Annotated in this window: 21 protein-coding genes and 1 pseudogene; 16 read left to right on the forward strand and 6 right to left on the reverse strand. The window is 61.3% G+C overall.

What is annotated here, in order from left to right:
* The first annotated feature begins 47 nt into the window (after nucleotides 1-47).
* The 6 genes from M5B42_RS14605 to M5B42_RS14630 all read left to right on the forward strand — a co-directional run bounded on the left by M5B42_RS14605 (nucleotide 48) and on the right by M5B42_RS14630 (nucleotide 6,989).
* Nucleotides 48-2,501: a penicillin acylase family protein gene (locus M5B42_RS14605; RefSeq protein WP_248746261.1), complete on the forward strand. Its 2,454-nt coding sequence runs from the start codon at nucleotides 48-50 to the stop codon at nucleotides 2,499-2,501.
* Between the two features lie 312 nt (nucleotides 2,502-2,813).
* Entirely contained in the window at nucleotides 2,814-3,593 is a 780-nt protein-coding gene (locus M5B42_RS14610) for a transporter substrate-binding domain-containing protein (protein WP_152741334.1), read from the forward strand.
* A gap of 58 nt (nucleotides 3,594-3,651) precedes the next feature.
* On the forward strand, nucleotides 3,652-4,380 hold the full coding sequence (locus M5B42_RS14615; protein ID WP_100944465.1) for an ABC transporter permease: 729 nt from the start codon (nucleotides 3,652-3,654) through the stop codon (nucleotides 4,378-4,380).
* Nucleotides 4,377-5,087 carry an ABC transporter permease gene (locus M5B42_RS14620; RefSeq protein WP_100944466.1) on the forward strand — a complete coding sequence of 237 codons (711 nt, stop codon included), beginning with the start codon at nucleotides 4,377-4,379 and terminating at the stop codon, nucleotides 5,085-5,087. Before M5B42_RS14615 ends, M5B42_RS14620 begins: the two co-directional genes overlap by 4 nt.
* 11 nt (nucleotides 5,088-5,098) lie before the next feature.
* Nucleotides 5,099-6,217, forward strand: a complete 1,119-nt coding sequence (locus M5B42_RS14625; protein WP_152741335.1) for a succinylglutamate desuccinylase/aspartoacylase family protein — start codon at nucleotides 5,099-5,101, stop codon at nucleotides 6,215-6,217.
* A gap of 7 nt (nucleotides 6,218-6,224) precedes the next feature.
* A complete protein-coding gene (locus tag M5B42_RS14630) occupies nucleotides 6,225-6,989 on the forward strand; it encodes an ATP-binding cassette domain-containing protein (RefSeq protein ID WP_103498265.1) in 765 nt (254 codons plus the stop codon).
* A gap of 13 nt (nucleotides 6,990-7,002) precedes the next feature.
* On the opposite strand, the gene M5B42_RS14635 is transcribed toward M5B42_RS14630, so the two are convergent.
* From M5B42_RS14635 to dcd, 3 genes are all read right to left on the reverse strand, one after another.
* Nucleotides 7,003-7,848, reverse strand: a complete 846-nt coding sequence (locus tag M5B42_RS14635; RefSeq protein ID WP_103498264.1) for a transporter substrate-binding domain-containing protein — start codon at nucleotides 7,846-7,848, stop codon at nucleotides 7,003-7,005.
* A 188-nt stretch (nucleotides 7,849-8,036) separates the two neighbouring features.
* A complete protein-coding gene (locus M5B42_RS14640; protein WP_103498263.1) occupies nucleotides 8,037-8,270 on the reverse strand; it encodes a hypothetical protein in 234 nt (77 codons plus the stop codon).
* A 108-nt stretch (nucleotides 8,271-8,378) separates the two neighbouring features.
* Nucleotides 8,379-8,945 (reverse strand): dCTP deaminase, encoded by a 567-nt coding sequence (dcd, locus tag M5B42_RS14645; protein ID WP_100944471.1) that lies wholly within the window; start codon nucleotides 8,943-8,945, stop codon nucleotides 8,379-8,381.
* Nucleotides 8,946-9,319: 374 nt separating this feature from the next.
* Between dcd and M5B42_RS14650 the strand changes: the two genes are divergently transcribed.
* A complete protein-coding gene (locus tag M5B42_RS14650; protein ID WP_002554837.1) occupies nucleotides 9,320-9,529 on the forward strand; it encodes a cold-shock protein in 210 nt (69 codons plus the stop codon).
* A 247-nt stretch (nucleotides 9,530-9,776) separates the two neighbouring features.
* Here the strand turns inward: M5B42_RS14650 and apbC are convergent, their stop codons facing one another.
* Entirely contained in the window at nucleotides 9,777-10,871 is a 1,095-nt protein-coding gene (gene apbC / locus M5B42_RS14655; protein ID WP_177102760.1) for an iron-sulfur cluster carrier protein ApbC, read from the reverse strand.
* Nucleotides 10,872-11,013: 142 nt separating this feature from the next.
* Here apbC and metG point away from each other — a divergent pair, with 142 nt between their 5' ends.
* From metG to M5B42_RS14695, 8 genes and pseudogenes are all read left to right on the forward strand, one after another.
* On the forward strand, nucleotides 11,014-13,065 hold the full coding sequence (gene metG / locus M5B42_RS14660) for a methionine--tRNA ligase (protein ID WP_248746262.1): 2,052 nt from the start codon (nucleotides 11,014-11,016) through the stop codon (nucleotides 13,063-13,065).
* A gap of 112 nt (nucleotides 13,066-13,177) precedes the next feature.
* Nucleotides 13,178-13,765, forward strand: a complete 588-nt coding sequence (locus tag M5B42_RS14665) for an Rnf-Nqr domain containing protein (protein ID WP_103494191.1) — start codon at nucleotides 13,178-13,180, stop codon at nucleotides 13,763-13,765.
* Nucleotides 13,762-14,559, forward strand: a pseudogene (gene rsxB, locus M5B42_RS14670) (electron transport complex subunit RsxB); the annotation flags it as partial. The gene M5B42_RS14665 and the pseudogene rsxB, both read left to right, overlap by 4 nt.
* A gap of 19 nt (nucleotides 14,560-14,578) precedes the next feature.
* Nucleotides 14,579-15,571: an RnfABCDGE type electron transport complex subunit D gene (locus tag M5B42_RS14675; protein ID WP_177102762.1), complete on the forward strand. Its 993-nt coding sequence runs from the start codon at nucleotides 14,579-14,581 to the stop codon at nucleotides 15,569-15,571.
* Nucleotides 15,568-16,167, forward strand: coding sequence for an RnfABCDGE type electron transport complex subunit G (locus M5B42_RS14680; protein ID WP_248746263.1), 600 nt, complete (start codon nucleotides 15,568-15,570; stop codon nucleotides 16,165-16,167). The genes M5B42_RS14675 and M5B42_RS14680 overlap by 4 nt, the downstream gene beginning before the upstream one ends.
* Nucleotides 16,160-16,783: an Rnf-Nqr domain containing protein gene (locus tag M5B42_RS14685; protein ID WP_248746264.1), complete on the forward strand. Its 624-nt coding sequence runs from the start codon at nucleotides 16,160-16,162 to the stop codon at nucleotides 16,781-16,783. Before M5B42_RS14680 ends, M5B42_RS14685 begins: the two co-directional genes overlap by 8 nt.
* Nucleotides 16,780-17,418: an endonuclease III gene (nth, locus tag M5B42_RS14690; protein WP_103494161.1), complete on the forward strand. Its 639-nt coding sequence runs from the start codon at nucleotides 16,780-16,782 to the stop codon at nucleotides 17,416-17,418. The genes M5B42_RS14685 and nth overlap by 4 nt, the downstream gene beginning before the upstream one ends.
* A gap of 107 nt (nucleotides 17,419-17,525) precedes the next feature.
* Nucleotides 17,526-17,705, forward strand: coding sequence for a hypothetical protein (locus M5B42_RS14695; protein WP_100944479.1), 180 nt, complete (start codon nucleotides 17,526-17,528; stop codon nucleotides 17,703-17,705).
* Between the two features lie 187 nt (nucleotides 17,706-17,892).
* On the opposite strand, the gene M5B42_RS14700 is transcribed toward M5B42_RS14695, so the two are convergent.
* Nucleotides 17,893-18,519 carry a response regulator transcription factor gene (locus M5B42_RS14700; protein WP_040070340.1) on the reverse strand — a complete coding sequence of 209 codons (627 nt, stop codon included), beginning with the start codon at nucleotides 18,517-18,519 and terminating at the stop codon, nucleotides 17,893-17,895.
* 891 nt (nucleotides 18,520-19,410) lie between these two features.
* On the opposite strand from M5B42_RS14700, the gene M5B42_RS14705 reads away from it, so the two are divergent.
* Entirely contained in the window at nucleotides 19,411-19,953 is a 543-nt protein-coding gene (locus M5B42_RS14705; protein WP_248746265.1) for a hypothetical protein, read from the forward strand.
* A gap of 63 nt (nucleotides 19,954-20,016) precedes the next feature.
* On the opposite strand, the gene M5B42_RS14710 is transcribed toward M5B42_RS14705, so the two are convergent.
* Nucleotides 20,017-21,234: an argininosuccinate synthase gene (locus tag M5B42_RS14710; protein ID WP_100944481.1), complete on the reverse strand. Its 1,218-nt coding sequence runs from the start codon at nucleotides 21,232-21,234 to the stop codon at nucleotides 20,017-20,019.
* Between the last annotated feature and the right edge of the window lie 97 nt (nucleotides 21,235-21,331).

Below are 21,331 nucleotides of genomic sequence, written 5' to 3' on the forward strand. Positions count from 1 at the left end.
ACTAACGTAGCGCCTTTACTGACGCTACCCCCCGCAGGAGCTTTGCCATGGCCTCGCCAGCCTTTTCCTTCTCTCTCAAGCAATGTGGCGTTGCCGCCGCCATGGCGGGCCTGCTCGGCCTGACTGGTTGCCAGACCTGGAACTCCCAGGACAGCCTGCCACCGACCTCCGGCGTACAGCCGATCAAGGGCCTGGCACAGAACGTCTCGGTACGCCGCAACAGCCTCGGCATGCCGCTGATCGAAAGCAACAGCTTTCACGATGCGCTGTTCACCCTCGGTTATGTCCACGCCAGCGACCGCATCACCCAGATGGTCACCCTGCGCCTGCTCGCCCAGGGCCGGCTCGCCGAAATCAACGGCCCGGACGCCCTCGACAGCGACCGATTCATGCGCGCCGTCAACCTGAAGAAAAGCGCCGGCGAGTTGTACAACGCCTCGTCGCCACGGCTCAAGCGCTTCTTCGAAGTCTATGCGCGCGGCGTCAACGCCTACCTGTTCCGCTACCGCGACAAGCTGCCGCCGGATCTGGCCAGCAGCGGCTACCAGCCGGAATATTGGAAGCCGGAAGATTCGGCGCTGATCTTCTGCCTGCTCAACTTCAACCTGTCGGCCAACCTGCAGCAAGAGATTGCTAGCCTGGTCCTGGCGCAGAAAGTCGGCGTCGACAAGCTCGCCTGGTTGACCCCGGCCGCCCCGGACGAACCGCTGCCCCTGGCCGAAGCCGAGAAACTCAAGGGCATCGCCCTGAGCCAGGTCTCGGGCCTCGGCGCGCTGAACAAGGCCGCCGAGCAAGTCGCCGCGTTGAATATCCTCGGCTCCGGCACCTCGACCAACTGGGCCATCGGCCCGCAACGCGCCCGCAGCGGCAAGAGCCTGCTGGCCGCCGACCTGCAACAGCCGACCAGCGCCCCCGCCGCCTGGAACTACGTACAAATTTACGCGCCGAAGTACCGGGCCGCCGGGACCTCGATCGCCGGCCTGCCGATGCTGCTGTCCGGTTTCAACGGCAAGGTGGCCTGGAGCATGGCCGCCGTCCCGGGGGACAACCAGGACCTGTTCCTGGAAAAACTCAAGCGCCAGGGCAATGCGCTCTATTACGAAGCCGACGGCAAGTGGCTGCCGGCCATCGTGCGCAACGAAACCTACTTCATCAAGGGCCAGCGCTCGATCCGCGAGACGGTGTTCGAAACCCGCCACGGCCCGCTGCTCAACAGTGCACTGGACAACAGCGCCTTGACCGGCGGCTACGGCCTGGCCCTGCAGAGCGCCTCGTTCAAGGACGACAAGAGCCTGGATGCGTTCTTCGACCTGTCCCGTGCCCAGAGCGCCGAGAAAGCCTCGGATGCCAGCCGGGAAATCCGCGCCATCGCGCTGAACATGGTCTTTGCCGACGCCAGTCATATCGGCTGGCAGGTCACCGGGCGCTTCCCCAACCGCCGCGAAGGCGAAGGCCTGTTGCCGTCGCCGGGCTGGGACGGCCGCTTCGACTGGGACGGCTACGCCGACGCGATGCTCCACCCTTATGACCAGGACCCGGGCCAGGGCTGGCTGGGCACCGCCAACCAGCGCACGGCGGCGCGCGGCTACGGCATGCAACTGTCCAACGCCTGGTACTACCCGGAACGCGGCGAACGCCTGGCTGAACTGGCCGCGGCCGGCAAGCAGGACAGCCGCAGCACCATCGCCATGCAATACGACCAGAGCACCACGTTCGCCAACAAGCTGAAGAAGATGTTCGAAGCGCCAGGCATGGCCTTGCCGCTCAAGCAGGCCATCGACGCCCTGCCGGAAGCCGAACGCGGCAAGGCACGCGAAGCCCTCAGCCGGTTGATGGCGTTCGACGGCAGGCTCAGCGCGACCTCGGCCGACGCCGCGCTGTACGAACTGTTCCTGCAGGAAAGCATGAAGCAGATCTTCCTCGACAAACTCGGCCCGGAAAACGGTCCGGTGTGGCAGGCCTTTGTCGCCAACGGCAAGCTGTCCTACTCGGCCCAGACCGATCACCTGTTGGGCCGCGAGGACAGCCCGTTCTGGGATGACAGCCGCACGCCACAGAAGGAAGACAAGCCGGCGATCCTGGCCCGCAGCCTGGCGGCGGCGATCAGCGCCGGTGACAGCCTGCTAGGCAGCAATCACAAGGCCTGGCAATGGGGCACGCTGCACCGTTATAGCTGGAAGAACGGCGCCGGCCAGGTGATTCGCGGACCGATCCAGGCCGGCGGCGACCACACCACGCTGAACACCTCGGCCTATGCCTGGGGCGGCGGGAACTTCGATGTCACCCAGGTGCCCGGCGTGCGCATGATCGTCGACTTCGGCCAGATCGAACCGATGAGCGGCCAGCAGAGCCCCGGACAGTCCGGCAACCCGGCCAGCCCGAGCTACGCCAGCGGTATCGATGGCTGGCTGAAGGCCCAGTACGTCAGCTTCCCGATGCAGCAGCAGAACTTCGACAAGGCCTACGGCACCACGCGCCTGACCCTGACGCCCGGCAAGTAACACTCCACGGCCGGGTCCGGCCTGCCAGCGATGGCCTCATCGCTGGCAAGTCGGTTCCTAAAGTTACGGATGTCACCCTTCCCGCCGCGTAACTGCACTCTTTTCTCACTCGCGGACGCACCAATATTGTGCAATTTATTTCAGCCGCCCAATTTCGGGCATGATTAGCTGGCTCGGAGCCATATTCCTGCCTTTTAAAACACTTGTTCGTGACTCTGGTTCGGAAATTGCTACTTTTATCAGGTCATACGCGTTCCAGTAACAGTACTCAGTGCGCCACAAGCGCTCATATTGGTTTTTAGGGAATAAATAATGAAAAAAGCATTGCTGACCCTTTCTGCACTGGCTCTCTGCATGGCCGCCGGTTCCGCTATGGCCAAGGAATACAAGGAACTGCGCTTCGGCGTCGATCCTTCCTACGCGCCATTCGAATCCAAGGCTGCAGACGGTAGCCTGGTCGGCTTCGACATTGATCTGGGCAACGCCATCTGTGCCGAGCTGAAGGTCAAGTGCAAATGGGTCGAAAGTGACTTCGACGGCATGATCCCGGGCTTGAACGCCAACAAGTTCGACGGTGTGATTTCGTCGATGACCGTGACCGAAGCCCGCGAGAAGGCCATTGACTTCTCCAAGGAGCTGTTCTCCGGCCCGACTTCCCTGGTGTTCAAAAAGGGTGCGAACTTCTCCACGCCTGAGTCCCTCAAGGGCAAAACCGTGGGCTACGAGCAAGGCACCATCCAGGAAGCCTACGCCAAGGCCGTACTGGACAAGGCTGGTGTGACCACCAAGGCCTACGCCAACCAGGACCAGGTTTATGCTGACCTGACCTCCGGCCGCCTCGACGCTTCGGTGCAGGATATGCTGCAAGCCGAACTGGGCTTCCTGAAGTCGCCAGCGGGCGCCGGCTACGAAGTCAGCAAGCCGATCGACGATCCACTGCTGCCGGCTAAAACCGCGGTCGGTATCAAAAAAGGCAACAAAGAGCTGAAAGCCCTGTTGGATAAAGGTATCGACGCGTTACACAAAGATGGCAAGTACGCGGAAATCCAGAAGAAGAACTTTGGTGATCTGAACCTGTACAGCGGGAAGTGATCCCTTGGCGCCCCTCGTCCGAGGGGCGCCTTTTCGACTGCCAAAGGTCTGATTTTTCATGTTCGACAACCTCCTGCAAACTCTGGGGCTTTCGGCCTTCAGCCTGAAGGGCTTTGGCCCGATCCTGCTGCAAGGCACCTGGATGACCGTCCAGCTCTCCATCCTCTCGCTGCTGGTCAGCGTGCTACTGGGCCTGCTCGGCGCCAGTGCCAAATTATCCAGCTTCAGCCTGTTGCGCATTCCGGCCCAGCTCTACACCACGCTGATTCGCGGGGTGCCCGACCTGGTGCTGATGCTGCTGATTTTCTACAGCCTGCAAACCTGGCTCTCGACCCTGACCGATGCCATGGACTGGGACTACATCGAGATTGACCCGTTTGCCGCCGGGGTCATCACCCTGGGCTTTATCTACGGTGCCTATTTCACCGAAACCTTCCGTGGCGCGATTCTCGCCGTGCCACGCGGGCAGCTTGAAGCCGCCACCGCCTATGGCCTGACCCGGGCCCAGCGGTTCCGCTTCGTGACCTTTCCGCAAATGATGCGCTTTGCCCTGCCGGGGATCGGCAACAACTGGATGGTGATCCTCAAGGCCACCGCGCTGGTCTCGATCATCGGCCTGGCCGACCTGGTCAAGGCTGCCCAGGACGCGGGCAAGAGCACTTATCAACTGTTCTACTTCCTGGTACTCGCCGCCTTGATCTACCTGCTTATTACCAGTGCTTCGAACTATGTCCTGCGCTGGCTGGAACGCCGCTACGCCGCGGGCGCCCGGGAGGCCGTGCGATGATCGAACTCTTGCAGCAATACTGGCGGCCGTTCCTCTACAGCGACGGCCAGCACATCACCGGCCTGGCCATGACCCTGTGGCTGCTCAGCGCCTCGATCTTCTTCGGTTTCCTGGTGTCGATCCCGCTGTCCATCGCCCGGGTCTCGCCCAAGCGTCGCATCCGCTGGCCGGTGGAGTTCTACACCTACCTGTTCCGTGGCACGCCGCTGTATATCCAACTGCTGATCTGCTACACCGGGATCTACAGCCTGGAAGCGGTCCGCGAACAGCCGCTGCTGAACTCGTTCTTCCGCGATGCGATGAACTGCACCATCCTCGCCTTCGCCCTGAACACCTGCGCCTACACCACGGAGATCTTTGCCGGGGCGATCCGCAGCATGAACCACGGTGAAGTCGAGGCGGCCAAGGCCTATGGCCTGAGCGGCTGGAAGCTCTACGCCTATGTGATCATGCCCTCGGCCCTGCGCCGCTCGTTGCCCTACTACAGCAACGAAGTGATCCTGATGCTGCACTCCACCACCGTGGCGTTCACCGCGACCATCCCGGACATCCTGAAAATCGCCCGGGACGCCAACTCGGCGACCTACATGACTTTCCAGTCGTTCGGTATCGCCGCGATCATCTACCTGACGATCACCTTTACCCTGGTCGGTCTGTTCCGTCTGGCCGAGCGCCGCTGGCTGGCCTTTCTCGGCCCGGCACACTAGGACTCCAGAGCATGCGTCATCTGACTCACGAGCTGCTGGCTCCCCTGCCGGGCACGACCCGGCAGATCCACAGCTTTCATTTCGGTCCGTCGCGGTCCGCGGGCAAGATCTACATCCAGTCGTCCCTGCACGCCGACGAACTGCCCGGCATGCTGGTGGCCTGGCACCTCAAGCAACGCCTGGCCGAGCTGGAACAGGCCGGCGCCCTGCGCAGCGAAATCGTGCTGGTACCGGTGGCCAATCCGATCGGCCTGGAACAGGTGCTGATGGACGTGCCGCTGGGGCGCTATGAGCTGGAAAGCGGGCAGAACTTCAATCGCTGGTTCGTCGATCTGAGTGACGAGATCGGCAACCAGATCGAAGAGCAACTCAGCGACGATCCGGCGCACAACCTGCAACTGATCCGCAGCCACCTCAAGACCGCCCTGGCGGCGGAGGTGCCGGCGACCCAGTTGCAATCCCAGCGCCTGGCGTTGCAACGACTGGCCTGCGACGCGGACATGGTCCTGGACCTGCACTGCGACTTCGAAGCCGTGGCCCATCTGTACACCACGCCCGAAGCCTGGCCGCAGGTTGAACCGCTGGCCCGTTATATCGGCTCGCAAGCCAGCCTGCTGGCGACCGATTCCGGCGGCCAGTCGTTCGACGAATGCTTCACCCTGCTCTGGTGGGACCTGCGCCAGCGCTTCGGCGACCGGTTCGCGATTCCCCAGGGCAGTTTTTCGGTGACCGTGGAACTGCGCGGCCAGGGCGATGTGAATCATCCCCAGGCACGTCTCGACTGCCAGGCGATCCTCGACTACCTGACGCACTTCGGCGCCATCGCCGGCGAGCCCGCGCCCTTGCCGGAGCTGCCGCACCCGGCAACGCCGCTGGCCGGTGTCGAGCCGGTGAGCACGCCGCTGGGCGGGCTGCTGGTGTTCAGCGCCGTGCCGGGGCAATACCTGGAAGCCGGAGAGTTGATCGCCGAGATCATCGACCCGCTCAGCGACCGCGTCACCCCTGTTCATTGCAGCGCGGCGGGCCTGCTCTATGCCCGCTCGCTACGCCGCATGGCCACGGCCGGCATGGTGATTGCCCATGTCGCCGGCCGCGAAGCCTATCGCAGCGGCTATCTACTTTCTCCTTGAGGTGCCCATGTACAAACTGACCATTGAAGGCCTGCACAAGAGCTATGGCGAACACCAGGTGCTCAAGGGCGTCTCGCTCAAGGCCAAGACCGGCGACGTGATCAGCCTGATCGGCGCCAGCGGCTCGGGCAAGAGTACCTTCCTGCGCTGCATCAACTTTCTCGAAACGCCCAATGACGGCGCCATGAGCCTCGACGGCCAGGCGATCCGCATGGTCAGCGACAAGCACGGCATGCGCGTCGCCGACGACGCCGAGTTGCAGCGCCTGCGCACCCGCCTGGCCATGGTGTTCCAGCACTTCAACCTGTGGAGCCACATGAGCGTGCTGGAAAACATCACCATGGCCCCGCGCCGGGTGCTGGGGGTGAGCAAGAAAGACGCCGAGGACCGTGCCCGTCGCTACCTGGACAAGGTCGGCCTGCCGGCGCGGGTTGCCGATCAGTACCCGGCATTCCTGTCTGGCGGCCAGCAGCAGCGCGTGGCAATTGCCCGGGCGCTGGCGATGGAGCCGGAAGTGATGCTGTTCGACGAACCGACCTCGGCGCTGGACCCGGAGCTCGTCGGTGAAGTGCTCAAGGTGATCCAGGGGCTGGCCGAGGAAGGCCGGACCATGATCATGGTGACCCACGAGATGAGCTTCGCCCGCAAGGTTTCCAGCCAGGTGCTGTTCCTGCACCAGGGGTTGGTGGAAGAACAGGGCGCGCCGGACGATGTGTTGGGCAATCCGCAGAGCGAGCGGCTACGGCAGTTCCTCAGTGGCAATCTGAAGTAATCGAAACGGCTCTTCAGCCGTGCGCCGCCGGCCATGGATAGGCCAGCCACGTCTCCAGGCGCTTGGCGAAGCGGCCGCTTTCCATATCCTGGTGCAGCCACTGGTCGACATACTGCTTGAGCACGATGTCACGGGGCAGCAACACGGCCTTCTCGGAAAAATCGAAAGGTTGGTCCGGATGCACCGCGCACAGCTCCGGGTGCAGTTTCTGCTGCACCCGGGTCTCCACCGCGTCGGTCATCATCAGGTCGGCCTTGCCGTCGACGATCTGCTGGAAAATCGTCACGTTGTCCGGATGCACGAGGATCTGCGCCTGCTTGAGGTTGGCACGGGCGAACTTCTCGTTGGTCCCGCCGGGATTGACGATAGCCCGGACATTCGGCCGGTCGATCTGGGCCAGGGTCTGGAAGTCCTGCTGCCGGGAGCAGAGGGTGATCGGCGTCTTGCCGTCACGCTGGTAAGGCTGTGAGAAAAACGCCAGCTTCTGGCGCTCCATGTTCACCGAGATTCCGCTGATCGCCAGGTCGAACCTGTCGGCCAGCAGATCGCCCATCAGCGTCGGCCAGGTGGTCGGCACCAGTTCCAGCTTGACCCCCAGGGATGCCGCCAGCCCTTCGGCCAGCTCGATATCCAGGCCGATAAAACCATCCGCATTCTTGTAGCTGAACGGTTTGTAGTCACCGGTGGTGCCAACGCGCAATACGCCCTGCTGAACGATACGGTCGAGTCGGCTGCTGGTGGCTTCCTGTTGGGAAACAGCGCTACTGGTCAGCGGCTGTGGCGCGGCAATGGCAGTGCCGGTCAGTAACAACCCGGCGAACAAGCAGCGGGAAAAATACGCGGGAATGGCAAACGTCATGGGTGGCCTTTTTTTCTGGGTCTTGGCCACAGCTTTGTATCGTATAGATGATCGAGAGTCGACACCGTCCTGCAGGAGCATGGCTTACCCGCGAAATGGCCCTTGAGGCCGCCAAAAAAGTCGCTGGCAAGCCACGCGCCTACAGGAGTCGCGCTCGATCGAAGCCCGTCGAAAGGCCAAAACAGGGCTCAGGCGTCGGGAGAAGGCGTATTGTCGGGAATGAGCGGCTCGCCGTTATCGGGCGGCTGGGTGGGCGTGGTGGGCTCGGAGGGTTGCGGCGTATCCGGATCAGGTTGCCCCGGGATACCCGGGATGCCACTGGTCATGCCCTGGGGATGCGCCAGCAACGACCAGGCCAACAGACCCACTTGATTGGGTTCAAGTTTCGCCAGTTGAGCGCTGATACTTGGATCGTTCTTCATGGGGGTACTCCTGAGCGTGGAAGCCCGGCCTGTCTTGCACAAACCGGGACAGTGCACCCGGTAGAGTGCACCCGCGCCGAGGAATTCCCTGTTTCGACGCGCCCTTCGTCAGGTCCGCGGCAGGGTCACGCCACGCTGGCCCTGATACTTGCCGCCACGGTCCTTGTAGGACACTTCGCATTCTTCGTCGGACTCCAGGAACAACATCTGCGCCACGCCCTCGTTGGCGTAGATCTTCGCCGGCAGCGTGGTGGTGTTGGAGAACTCCAGGGTCACGTGGCCTTCCCATTCCGGTTCCAGCGGCGTGACGTTGACGATGATCCCGCAACGGGCGTAGGTGCTCTTGCCCAGGCAGATGGTCAGCACATTGCGCGGAATACGGAAGTATTCGACGGTGCGGGCCAGGGCGAAGGAGTTGGGCGGAATGATGCAGACGTCGCTCTTCACATCGACGAAGCTGCCCGCGTCGAAGTTTTTCGGATCGACGGTCGCCGAATTGATGTTGGTGAACACCTTGAATTCGTCGGCGCAGCGCACATCGTAGCCATAGCTCGAGACACCGAAGGAAATCACCCGGTTGTCGGCTTCGCCACGCACCTGGCGCTCGACGAAAGGCTCGATCATGCCGTGTTCTTGCGCCATGCGGCGAATCCACTTGTCCGATTTGATGCTCATGGCGGGTGTCCTGATATAGCGAGGTGGAGAAATTCTGTCCGGCATCTTACCGGGGTGCGCCGCCGGGTTAAAGCGCCGACGCCGCTTCTCGCGATGACGCTGTCCCCCTGCCTGACAAATCGGCTATTTGAGCGGGGTTGTCCCCCTGGCCGGCCGCCGTCAGTCACGAAATAGGCGAAACCTTGTTGAAGACCATTGGCACGTCTCGGAAAGTGGGGTATGGTGGCGCCACTGTGCTGCTTGTGTCACTGAGAATCTCTACACGATGTTGAATTTCGATCCAACCATCTCCAAGAATTTTTCCTGCTCTTTGCACTCAGTCTCGGCCAGGGCTTTTCCTGAGTCGCAGTTAACTTTGTCCAAGGAGACATCAAATGTCTAATCGCCAAACCGGTACCGTTAAGTGGTTCAACGATGAAAAAGGCTTCGGCTTCATCACTCCACAATCCGGTGACGACCTGTTCGTACACTTCAAAGCAATCCAATCCGACGGCTTCAAAAGCCTGAAAGAAGGCCAACAGGTTTCTTTCATCGCTACCCGCGGTCAGAAAGGCATGCAAGCTGAAGAAGTTCAAGTTATCTAACTTGTACTGATCCAGTAAAAAAGCCCCGCCCTCAAAAGCGGGGCTTTTTTGTGCCCGGGTGTTTTTGCCAGCTTGCGCCAGGTACCGGGACCTAGGCCAACCCAGCGTACGACACAAATCCTGTAGGAGCCGGCTTGCTGGCGATAGCGGTTTATCTGGCGACCATGATGTCGACTGTCAGATCGCAATCGCCAGCAAGCCGGCGCCTACAGGGACCGCGCTGCGCCTCGATTGAGGCGCAACGGCATCAATCGTCGCTGATGGTGATATTCGGCATGGCTTGGCTGGCCGCTTCCTGCAACACGATCCGCGCGCCCACGTGCCGTGCCAGCTCCTGGTAGACCATGGCGATCTGGCTGTCCGGCTCGGCGATCACCGTCGGCTTGCCACCATCGGCCTGCTCACGGATCAGCATCGACAGCGGCAACGAAGCCAGCAGCTCGACACCATATTGGCTCGCCAGCTTCTCACCGCCGCCCTCGCCGAACAGGTGCTCGGCATGACCGCAGTTCGAACAGATGTGTACCGCCATGTTCTCCACGACACCCAGCACCGGGATATTCACCTTGCGGAACATCTCCACGCCCTTGCGCGCATCCAGCAAGGCCAGGTCCTGGGGAGTGGTGACGATCACCGCGCCGGCCACCGGAACCTTCTGCGCCAGGGTCAGCTGGATATCGCCAGTCCCGGGCGGCATATCGATCACCAGGTAGTCCAGGTTGCCCCAGTCGGTCTGGGTCACCAATTGCAACAAAGCCCCGGACACCATCGGACCGCGCCAGACCATCGGCGTGTTGTCGTCGGTTAGGAAAGCCATGGACATCACTTCCACGCCATGGGACTCGATGGGCACGAACCATTTCTGGTCCTTGATCTTCGGCCGCGTGCCTTCGGCGACGCCGAACATGATGCCCTGGCTCGGCCCGTAGATATCGGCGTCGAGAATCCCCACCCGAGCCCCTTCGCGAGCCAGCGCCAGCGCCAGGTTGGCCGCCGTGGTCGACTTGCCCACCCCGCCCTTGCCGGAGGCCACCGCCACCACGTTCTTCACGTTGGCCAGGCCCGGGATCTGCGCCTGGGCCTTGTGCGCGGCGATCACGCAATCGATCTCGACCTTGGCCGAAGCCACGCCGTCCAGGCCTTCGACGGCCATCTGCAGCATCTGCGCCCAGCCACTCTTGAACAGGCCGGCGGCATAACCCAGCTCCAGCCGGACCGTTACGCGATCACCCTGGATATCGATGGCCCGCACGCAGCCGGCGCTGACCGGGTCCTGGTTCAGATAAGGGTCGGTGTACTGGCGGAGGACGGCCTCCACCGCTGCGCGATTGACTGCGCTCATGGGCAACTCCCGAAAAAGACTGAGTAAAACAGGCAGCTATCCTAACCGTTCTGAAGCGCAGAGACATTCCACAAGGGGTGAATTATGTGCGCCGGGGCTTTATAGTGGCCGATCTCCGTTTCACTTCAAGTAGCCGAGCCCCATGTCCGAGCCACGCCAGATCCTCGTCACCAGCGCCCTGCCCTATGCCAATGGTTCCATTCACCTTGGCCACATGGTCGAGTATGTCCAGACGGACATGTGGGTGCGCTTCCAGAAGCACCGCGGCAATCAATGCATCTACGTCTGCGCTGACGACGCCCACGGCTCGGCCATCATGTTGCGCGCCGAGAAGGAAGGCATCACCCCGGAACAGTTGATCGCCAACGTCCAGGTCGAGCACAGCGGCGACTTCGCCGACTTCCTCGTGGAGTTCGATAATTTCCATTCGACCCACGCCGAGGAAAACCGCGAACTGTCCAATCAGATCTACCTGCGCCTGCGCGACGCCGGGCATATCGCCACGCGTTCGATCACCCAGTATTTCGACCCGGAAAAGCAGATGTTCCTGGCCGACCGCTTCATCAAGGGCACCTGCCCGAAATGCGGCACCGAAGACCAGTACGGCGACAACTGCGAGAAATGCGGCGCCACCTATGCACCGACCGATCTGAAAGACCCGAAATCGGCGATTTCCGGCGCGACTCCGGTGCTCAAGGATTCCCAGCACTTCTTCTTCAAGCTGCCGGACTTCCAGGCCATGCTGCAAACCTGGACCCGCAGCGGCACCTTGCAGGACGCCGTGGCGAACAAGATCGCCGAATGGCTGGATGCCGGCCTGCAACAGTGGGACATCTCCCGCGATGCGCCGTATTTCGGCTTCGAGATCCCGGATGAGCCGGGCAAGTATTTCTACGTCTGGCTGGACGCGCCGATCGGCTACATGGCCAGCTTCAAGAACCTCTGCGCACGGCGTCCGGAACTGGACTTCGACGCGTTCTGGGGCAAGGACTCCACCGCCGAGCTGTACCACTTCATCGGCAAGGACATCGTCAACTTCCACGCCCTGTTCTGGCCGGCGATGCTCGAAGGCGCGGGCTACCGCAAGCCGACCGGGATCAACGTGCACGGCTACCTGACCGTCAACGGCCAGAAAATGTCCAAGTCCCGCGGCACCTTTATCAAGGCCCGCACCTACCTGGACCACCTGTCCCCGGAATACCTGCGTTACTACTACGCGGCCAAGCTGGGCAAAGGCGTCGACGACCTCGACCTGAACCTGGAAGACTTCGTGCAGAAGGTCAACTCGGACCTGGTGGGCAAGGTAGTCAACATCGCCAGCCGTTGCGCCGGGTTTATCCACAAGGGCAATGCCGGTGTGCTGGTGGCCGGCAACGCCGCGCCGGAACTGACCGACGCCTTCCTCGCCGCCACCCCGAGCATCGCCGAGGCCTACGAGGCACGGGATTTCGCCCGGGCCATGCGCGAAATCATGGGCCTGGCCGACCGCGCCAACGCCTGGATCGCCGACAAGGCACCCTGGTCCCTGGCCAAGCAGGAAGGCAAGCAGGATGAAGTCCAGGCCGTCTGTGCCCTGGGCATCAACCTGTTCCGCCAGTTGATCATCTTCCTCAAGCCGGTGCTGCCGCTGCTGGCCGCCGATGCCGAGGCGTTCCTGAATGTCGCGCCGCTGACCTGGAACGATCACGCCACCTTGCTCGCCAACCATCAGTTGAACGAGTTCAAGCCCTTGATGACCCGTATCGACCCGGTAAAAGTACAAGCCATGACCGACGCCTCGAAGGAAGACCTCACCGCCAGCCAGACCGACACCGGTAGCGCCGCCCCGCAAGGCAACGGCGAGCTGGCCAAGGACCCGCTGTCGGCGGAAATCGACTTCGACGCCTTTGCCGCCGTCGACCTGCGCGTCGCGCTGATTCTCAAGGCCGAAGCCGTCGAGGGCGCGGACAAGCTGCTGCGCCTGACCCTGGATATCGGCGATGAGCAACGCAACGTGTTTTCCGGGATCAAGAGCGCCTACCCGAACCCGGCCGAACTGGAAGGTCGCCTGACCATGATGATCGCCAACCTCAAGCCACGGAAAATGCGCTTCGGCATCTCCGAAGGCATGGTGATGGCGGCCGGCCCCGGCGGTGAAGAAATCTACCTGCTGAGCCCGGACACCGGCGCCAAGCCAGGCCAGCGGATCAAGTAACCGTTCGCCCCTGCTCGCGGGCCATGTGCATTCATGGCCCGCGATGTCGCAAAACTGGTACGCAGTCCCTCCTTGCCGGATAATCAGTGTTGTTCGCTAATCCGGCATGATCATGATCGATTTTGTTTTTCCCCTCGTCAGCGCAGCCCTGCTCAACAATTTCGTGTTGCACTGGCCCCTGGGCGTCGATCCACTGCTGCAGGCCAGGCCAGACGCCGCCGGCGAACGCCTGGCACTCCACGCGCTGGGAATTGCCACCAGCACCCTGATGCTGATCACAACGCTGATCAGCCACAGCCTCTACCACTATGTGCTGCTGCCCCAGGGTCTGGAGGCCTTCAAGCTGTTCGTCTTCCTGCCCACCAGCGTATTGCTGATCGGCCCGGTCCTGACCCTGCTTGCGCGCTGCCTGCCACGCCTGCCGTTTGCCGGACTCACAACGCTGCTGCTGGGCAATGCCGGCATCCTCGGCTTGAGCCTGCTCAACGCCGCCAATGACCAGGGACTGGCCCAGGCGCTCCTCACCAGCCTGGGTGCCGGACTGGGTTTCTGGCTGGTCCTGAACCTGTTCAACGACCTGCGCCAGCGTACTTTCCACGAGGAGGTTCCATTACCCTTTCGCGGCCTGCCGATCGAGCTGATCGGCGCCGGTTTGATGGGCGTGGCGTTCCTCGGTTTAACTGCATTGGTCAAACCATGAGCCTGATTCAACGTATCGATGCCCTGCTGCCGCAGACCCAATGCGGTAAATGCGGGCACCCGGGCTGCAAGCCCTACGCCGAAGGCATCGCCCAGGGCGAAGCGATCAACAAATGCCCGCCGGGCGGTGGCGAAACCATTGCCGCCCTGGCCGAACTGCTGCACGTGCCGGTCCTGCTGCTGGATCCGGAACGCGGCAGCGCCCCGGCCCAGGTCGCGTTTATCCGCGAGGCCGAGTGCATCGGTTGCACCAAGTGCATCCAGGCCTGCCCGGTGGATGCCATTGTCGGCGCGGCCAAGTGGATGCACAGCGTGATCGTCGACGAGTGCACCGGCTGCGACCTGTGCGTGGCGCCCTGCCCGGTGGATTGCATCGAAATGCATCCGCTGCCCATCGCCCAGGTCGTGCCGGTGGTCGGCGGCCTGGCCAACAGCACCGAAGAACGACAGGCGCGCACGGAAAAACGCAATCGCGCCCGGCGGCGCTTCGAAAACCGTAACGCCCGGCTGCACGCCGAAGAACAGCGCAAGCAGGCCGAGCGCCTGGCCCGTACGCAGCGTGCGGCGCAACCCGAGCCCGTTGCGACCAACCCGGTGCAGGACGCCATTGCGCGGATCAAGGCGCAGAAAGCCGAGGCCGCCGACGCGGCCCTGAAAAAAGCCAAGATCACTCTGGCCATGAGCCGAGCGCAGTTGAACAAATCGCTGAAAGCTTTCGGCCACCCGCCCATTGCCGAACAGGCCGCGCAACTGGTGCTGCTGCAAGAGCAATTCGAGGCGGCGGAACAGGCCCTGCGCGACGCCGAGAAAGCCCATGCGGCCCCTTGAAACGCCAGACGAACGCACCCGCCAGGCCATGCAATGGGTGTTGCTCGCCACCTTGCCTGGAATCGCGGTGCTGCTCTGGCTCACGGGTTGGGCCATCCTGATCAACCTGCTGCTGGCCGGTACCACCGCGCTGGCAGCCGAAGCGCTGGCCCTCGGTTTGCGTCGCCGTCCGGTACGCCCCGCGTTGATGGACGGCAGCGCCCTGGTCAGCGCCGTCCTGCTGGCCATCGCCCTGCCGCCCTATTGCCCCTGGTGGTTGACCGTCACGGCGGCAGCCAGCGCCTTGCTGTTGGGCAAACACCTGTATGGCGGAGTGGGGAAAAATCCATTCAATCCAGCCATGCTCGGTTATGCCCTGGTCCTCGTCAGCTTTCCCGGCACCATGACCCATTGGTCGGTCAACCATGGCCTGGACCTGCTCGGCGGCCTGCAATCGGTCTTCGGTGTGCATCTCGACGGGCAGCCGGACGCCTGGGTCCAGGCCACCGCACTCGATACCCTGCGTATCAACAAAAGCCTGACCATGGACGAGCTCTTTGCCGGTAACCCCGCGTTCGGGCATTTTGGCGGCAAGGGCAGCGAATGGCTCAATCTGGCCTTTCTTGCCGGCGGCGCCTTTCTGCTCAGGCAAAAAGTCTTCAGTTGGCATGCGCCGGCGGGGATGCTGGGCAGCCTGTTTATCCTCAGCCTGCTGTTCTGGAATGGTTCCGGCTCGGATTCCCACGGCTCGCCGCTGTTTCACCTACTGACTGGCGCGACCATGCTCGGTGCATTTTTCATCGTCACCGAGCCGGTCTCCGGCGCCAGAAGCCCCAGGGCCCGCCTGCTGTTCGGCATCGGCGTCGGCACGCTGACCTACGTGATCCGCACCTGGGGCAGCTACCCCGATGGCGTGGCCTTTGCCGTGCTGCTGATGAACCTCGCGGTACCGTCCCTGGAACGCCTGACGGCCAGCCCTGTGAAGGAGCCGACAGCATGAACAGAACCGCCTCGGCACTTATCCTGCTGGCCATCGCCGGGCTGGGGATCGGCCTGACCTGGCAGGCACGGCAACACGCGTGGCCGCGGATCCAGGAGCAACGCGAGGCGATTGAAAACCGCAGGCTGCTCGATGTCTTGCCGCCAGGGCAATACCAGAACCGCCCACTGTTGCTGGAGGCGCCGCAGCAACCCCACAGCCTGCTGATCAGCGCCGTCCTGATGCTCAAGGATGGACAACCGGCAGCGGTTGTCCTGCAAAGTCGGACCCAGGGTTACGGTGGCCCGCTGGAACTGATGATCGGGATTGGCGCCAACGGCAGGTTGCTCGGGGTCAAGACCTTGTCGCACTCGGAAACACCCGGGCTGGGAGCAAAAATCGCTGACCCGGGTAATCTCTGGTGGCGACAGTGGTTGGGCAAATCCAGTGCGGATACCCCCGATAACGACTGGAAACTGAAAAAAGATGGCGGGCAATTCGACCAGATCGCCGGCGCAACGATCACCTCCCGCGCCGCCGTCGACGCCATTCATGATGCCCTGCGCTACTTCGATGAACACCTGGCGCCACTCATGGGAACAGCTGCTCATGAATAGACCCGCGATGTTCCAGGGAACGTTGGTCCTGACGCCGTTGCTCGGTGCCAGCGACTCGCTGCTCAAGGCGTTCTCGATCGGGCTCCTGAGCCTGATCACGATCAGCGCCTATGGCTTGTTGAGCCGGGCTCTCAAGCCCTGGATTCACCCGGGGCTGGCCGCGCTGGGCAGCATCCTGCTCGCCGCCACCCTGGTCAGTTGCCTGTCCCTCAGCCTTCAGGCCTGGGCCTGGGAACTGCACCAGGCCCTGGGCATCTACCCGGCCCTGATCAGCCTGCAATGCCTGCTATTGGAACGCCTGGGAGCATTCGAGCGCCGTCACCTGACGACCAGCGCCACCCTGCTCGCCAGCCTCGGGGTTGGCCTGCTGCTCATGGGAACGCTACGAGAACTGCTGGGTAACGGCACCTTGCTGGATCATATGCGCTGGCTGGTCCCGAGCGCGAGCGAGCTGCCACGCCTGTGGGCCACCCAGGACGGGCTGCACCTGGCCAGCCTGACGCCGGGGGCCTTTATCCTTCTGGGCCTGCTGCTGGCCGCCAGGCAGGCCTGGAGCCAGCGCCAGCCAGCCAAGCCGGGCCCAACCTCAATTTCAAAGGAATCCACCGCCCCATGAACGCCGCCAAACGCCTGGAGATCTTTCGCAGATTCCACGAAGACAATCCCGATCCCAAGACCGAGCTGGCTTACTCGAGCCCCTTTGAACTGTTGATCGCGGTGATTCTCTCCGCCCAGGCCACCGACGTCAGCGTGAACAAGGCGACCGCCAAGCTCTATCCCGTGGCCAACACCCCACAAGCCATCCACGCCCTCGGGGTCGAAGGGCTGTCGGCGTATATCAAGACCATCGGCCTGTTCAACAGCAAGGCCAAGAACGTGATCGAGACCTGCCGTCTGTTGGTGGAAAACCACGGCGGCGAAGTGCCGCAAACCCGCGAGGCCCTGGAAGCCCTGCCCGGCGTCGGCCGCAAGACCGCCAATGTGGTGCTCAACACCGCGTTCCGGCAGCTGACCATGGCCGTCGACACGCATATTTTCCGGGTCAGCAATCGCACCGGCCTGGCGCCAGGCAAAGATGTGGTGGCGGTCGAGAAGCAATTGATGAAGTTTGTACCCAAGCCTTACCTGCTCGACGCCCACCACTGGTTGATCCTCCACGGGCGTTACGTCTGCCAGGCGCGCAAACCGCGTTGTGGCAGTTGCCGGATCGAAGACCTGTGCGATTACAAGGACAAGACCTCGGACGATTGAGGCGCTATTGGTTTTATTGATGAGGCGATTGAAAAAATCTTTTTTACCAGACGGGCATTTATCGATATAAGGGGCGCCAACGGCAGTCTTAGCCCGGAGTTATGTTTATGAGCACCGACAAAGAGCAACTGGACGTAGAAGACGACTTCATCGCTGCCGAAACCGAGGACAGCGAACCCGTGGTGGAAGTCGCCAAAACCAACCTCAGCAAGCGCCGCACCATCGATAACCTGCTGGAAGAGCGCCGCCTGAAAAGGCAATTGGCAGATTATGATTTCGACTTGTAATTAACATGCGCCCACTCAAAAGCCTCCTTTGCGGAGGCTTTTCGGTTTATAGAGGTGTCGTTGTTCACACGGAGCATCATCGATGCCGCACCGGCGGCCCTCTCCTGCCGGCTAAATACCAGGGGCTCTCCTTGTCTTCCCTGCTGCCTTCCCCCTTCTCCAAGCGTCCTCTGCCAAATGCCAGCCGTTAAACCAGGCCGTTGCGCTGTGCCAGCTCGATCAGGTCAACCAGCGAGCGGGCATTGAGCTTGAGCAATAAACGCGTTTTGTAGGTACTGACGGTCTTGTTGCTCAAGAACATGCCATCGGCAATTTCCTTGTTGCTCTTCCCTCTGGCCAATTGCTGCAACACCATCATTTCACGGCCGGAAAGCCGGTTGACCATATCGGCCTCGCTGGCATTCCCCAGGCTGGAGCGCACCGTGTGCAAGGCCTGGTTGGGGAAATAGCTGTAGCCGGATAGCACCGCCTTGATGGCACTGAGCATTTCAGTCAGGTCCTGCTGTTTACACACATAACCCGCAGCGCCGGCCTGCATGCAACGCATGGAGAAATGCCCCGGGGCCTGCGAGGTCAACACCAGAACTTTGAAAGAAAGTCCCATAGACGTTAAACGGGCAATGACTTCCAGCCCGTCCAGTTTGGGGATCCCGATATCGAGTATAACAATGTCCGGCGCATGTTCCCGCGCCAGCTGTAAAGCATCTACACCGTTATCCGTCTCCGCAATGACTTCGTAGCCATGACGTTCCATCAGCATACGTACAGCAAGACGAATGACGGGATGATCATCCACGATCAGCACTTTATTCATGGGCAAGTCCAATTTTCGCTGTTCGAATTTTCAGAGTCAGCACAATAGCCTAGTCATACCCTCCTGGGCATAGCGCCTCCACCGGGCAGTACCAGCCAAAGACATTCCCTACAAACAACAGAGATTTGCCCTACAAAAAAAGCACCATCATAAAAAGTGCAACGCCTCAGAGGACAACCAGTCGTCCGGGCGCCATACAGTCCATGATAAACACCCCTCCCCGGAAGAGTTTCATTATGGCCCCAGCAGAACGACATCCTCTTGCTTCGTTTTGCCGGTTTCAAACATTAGAACGCAAGGCGATGGTGTGTCTAATGGATTTCTGCAACAAGAAATAATGCATCCCTGTGTGGCAAGCCCTGCCCTGGCCGCGAGCCCGCGCTCGTTGCCTGGACAGGTGACACCCGTGTCCATGGGCCACACGGGGCCAGGCTCGGGAAGTGGCCATAAAACGCTCCGGCATACACATAAGTAAAGACCGCATTATCAAAAAGATGTTTATTCTAAGATTCAGTCATCAGAAACGTTTGACAACTTGCATGCGCTCTTCGCGCGCCCCTACACAATCTGCCCCGAGTCGTTCAACCTCCATATCGCCCGGCCCTCAGCATTAACAGCCGTAAAACCTCACACTTTAAAAACGCCAATCCACAACCGATAAAAAGAACAGGAAATGGACTACACCCCGCCAAGAACGCTTACCTTCAATTCTACAAGCATCGCCCGAAAGCAACCCCCTCTGACTTGATCCTTTCCTGGCGGGCTGCAAACTCGATACTTGCTGACTCACTTCAAGACCTTCGAACACCACCCAATCGTTTATTCAATTCCTAACATCGAATGACATTAGCAAAGGTCTATCCTACGACTCGGACGAGCAGGCCATATATAATGAACGACCACACCTTCAAAAAGCATCTCAGCCCACACAAACCTCTGGATCTTGACCTGGATCTGGCCATAGACGACTTCCTCAAACGCGGCGGCACCATTGATCGCGTGCAGGGCCCGGTCTGCGAGCAAGCACCGCCGGACACTGGTGATCACGCCCCCACATCGGAGGAAGAGGAACAGGAAAGAGCCCGCAAAACCGAACTGCTGCGCGAGCTGATTACCAAAGGAGCGGGCATCTGCGCCCTGCAGTACTCGCTCAAGATGAACAAGAACGAGATAAAGCGCATGGCCCGGGAAAACGGTCTGAAGATCGTCCAGAGCCGCTCGCTGCACCTCACTCGAAAATGCCGGGCGTCGCACTCCGCCACCGCGGAGTTCACCCAGGATGCGATAGCCGGACATGCCATGCACTATTGCGCGCTCGGTTACACCGCCATCGAAATCGCACAAAAACTCGACCTGACCGTGCGCCAGGTCTGCGAACTCGGGAAAAACTACCGCTTCGAACTCAACCACCGCAACGACAATCGGGATGAATAATACCGTCCCGACGGCAAAAAAAAGCCCCGGCCAGTGGCCGGGGCTTTTCAGGGCAACAACCGATCAGAACAAGCGACGGCCTTTGTTCGCCGCAATGCGCATGCGCAGCGCATTGAGCTTGATGAAGCCGGCCGCGTCGGCCTGGTTGTAGGCGCCGCCGTCTTCTTCGAAGGTGGCGATGTTGGCATCGAACAGCGACTCGTCGGACTTGCGGCCGGTGACGATGACGTTGCCCTTGTACAGCTTCAGGCGAACCACACCGTTCACGTGTGCCTGGGACGCATCGATCATCTGCTGCAGCATCAGACGCTCAGGGCTCCACCAGTAGCCGGTGTAGATCAGGCTGGCGTACTTGGGCATCAGCTCGTCTTTCAGGTGAGCGACTTCACGGTCCAGGGTGATCGACTCGATCGCCCGGTGCGCGCGCAGCATGATGGTGCCGCCCGGGGTTTCGTAGCAGCCGCGGGACTTCATGCCCACATAACGGTTCTCGACGATGTCCAGACGACCGATACCGTGTTCGCCACCGATACGGTTCAGGGTCGCCAGCACGGTGGCCGGGGTCATTTCGACGCCGTCCAGCGCGACGATATCGCCGTTGCGGTAGGTCAGTTCCAGGTACTGCGGCTTGTCAGGCGCGTTCTCCGGGGAGACGGTCCAACGCCACATGTCTTCTTCGTGCTCGGTCCAGGTGTCTTCCAGCACGCCGCCTTCATAGGAGATGTGCAGCAGGTTGGCATCCATCGAGTACGGGGATTTTTTCTTGCCGTGACGCTCGATCGGGATGTTGTGCTTTTCAGCGTAATCCATCAGCTTTTCACGGGACAGCAGGTCCCATTCACGCCACGGAGCAATGACTTTCACGCCGGGCTTGAGGGCGTAGGCACCCAGTTCGAAACGGACCTGGTCGTTGCCCTTGCCGGTAGCGCCGTGGGAAATGGCGTCGGCGCCGGTTTCGTTGGCGATTTCGATCAGGCGCTTGGCGATCAGCGGACGCGCAATGGAAGTACCCAGCAGGTACTCGCCTTCGTAGACGGTATTGGCACGAAACATCGGGAACACGAAATCGCGCACGAACTCTTCGCGCAGGTCGTCGATGTAGATCTCTTTCACGCCCATGGCTTGCGCCTTGGCACGTGCAGGTTCGACCTCTTCGCCCTGACCCAGGTCAGCGGTGAAGGTCACCACTTCACAGTTATAAGTATCCTGCAGCCACTTGAGGATCACCGAAGTGTCCAGGCCGCCGGAATACGCCAGAACGACCTTGTTTACGTCGGCCATGCCATCACTCCACGGGGTTGTACGGAAAGGCGTCGATTCTAACGCTCAAACCGGTGGATTTACAGAGGCGCGACAGCTTAGGACGGCAAAGCGACAG

The sequence above is a fragment of the Pseudomonas sp. MWU12-2037 genome (assembly GCF_023242345.1).
GTDB classification, from domain to species: Bacteria; Pseudomonadota; Gammaproteobacteria; order Pseudomonadales; family Pseudomonadaceae; genus Aquipseudomonas; species Aquipseudomonas gingeri_D.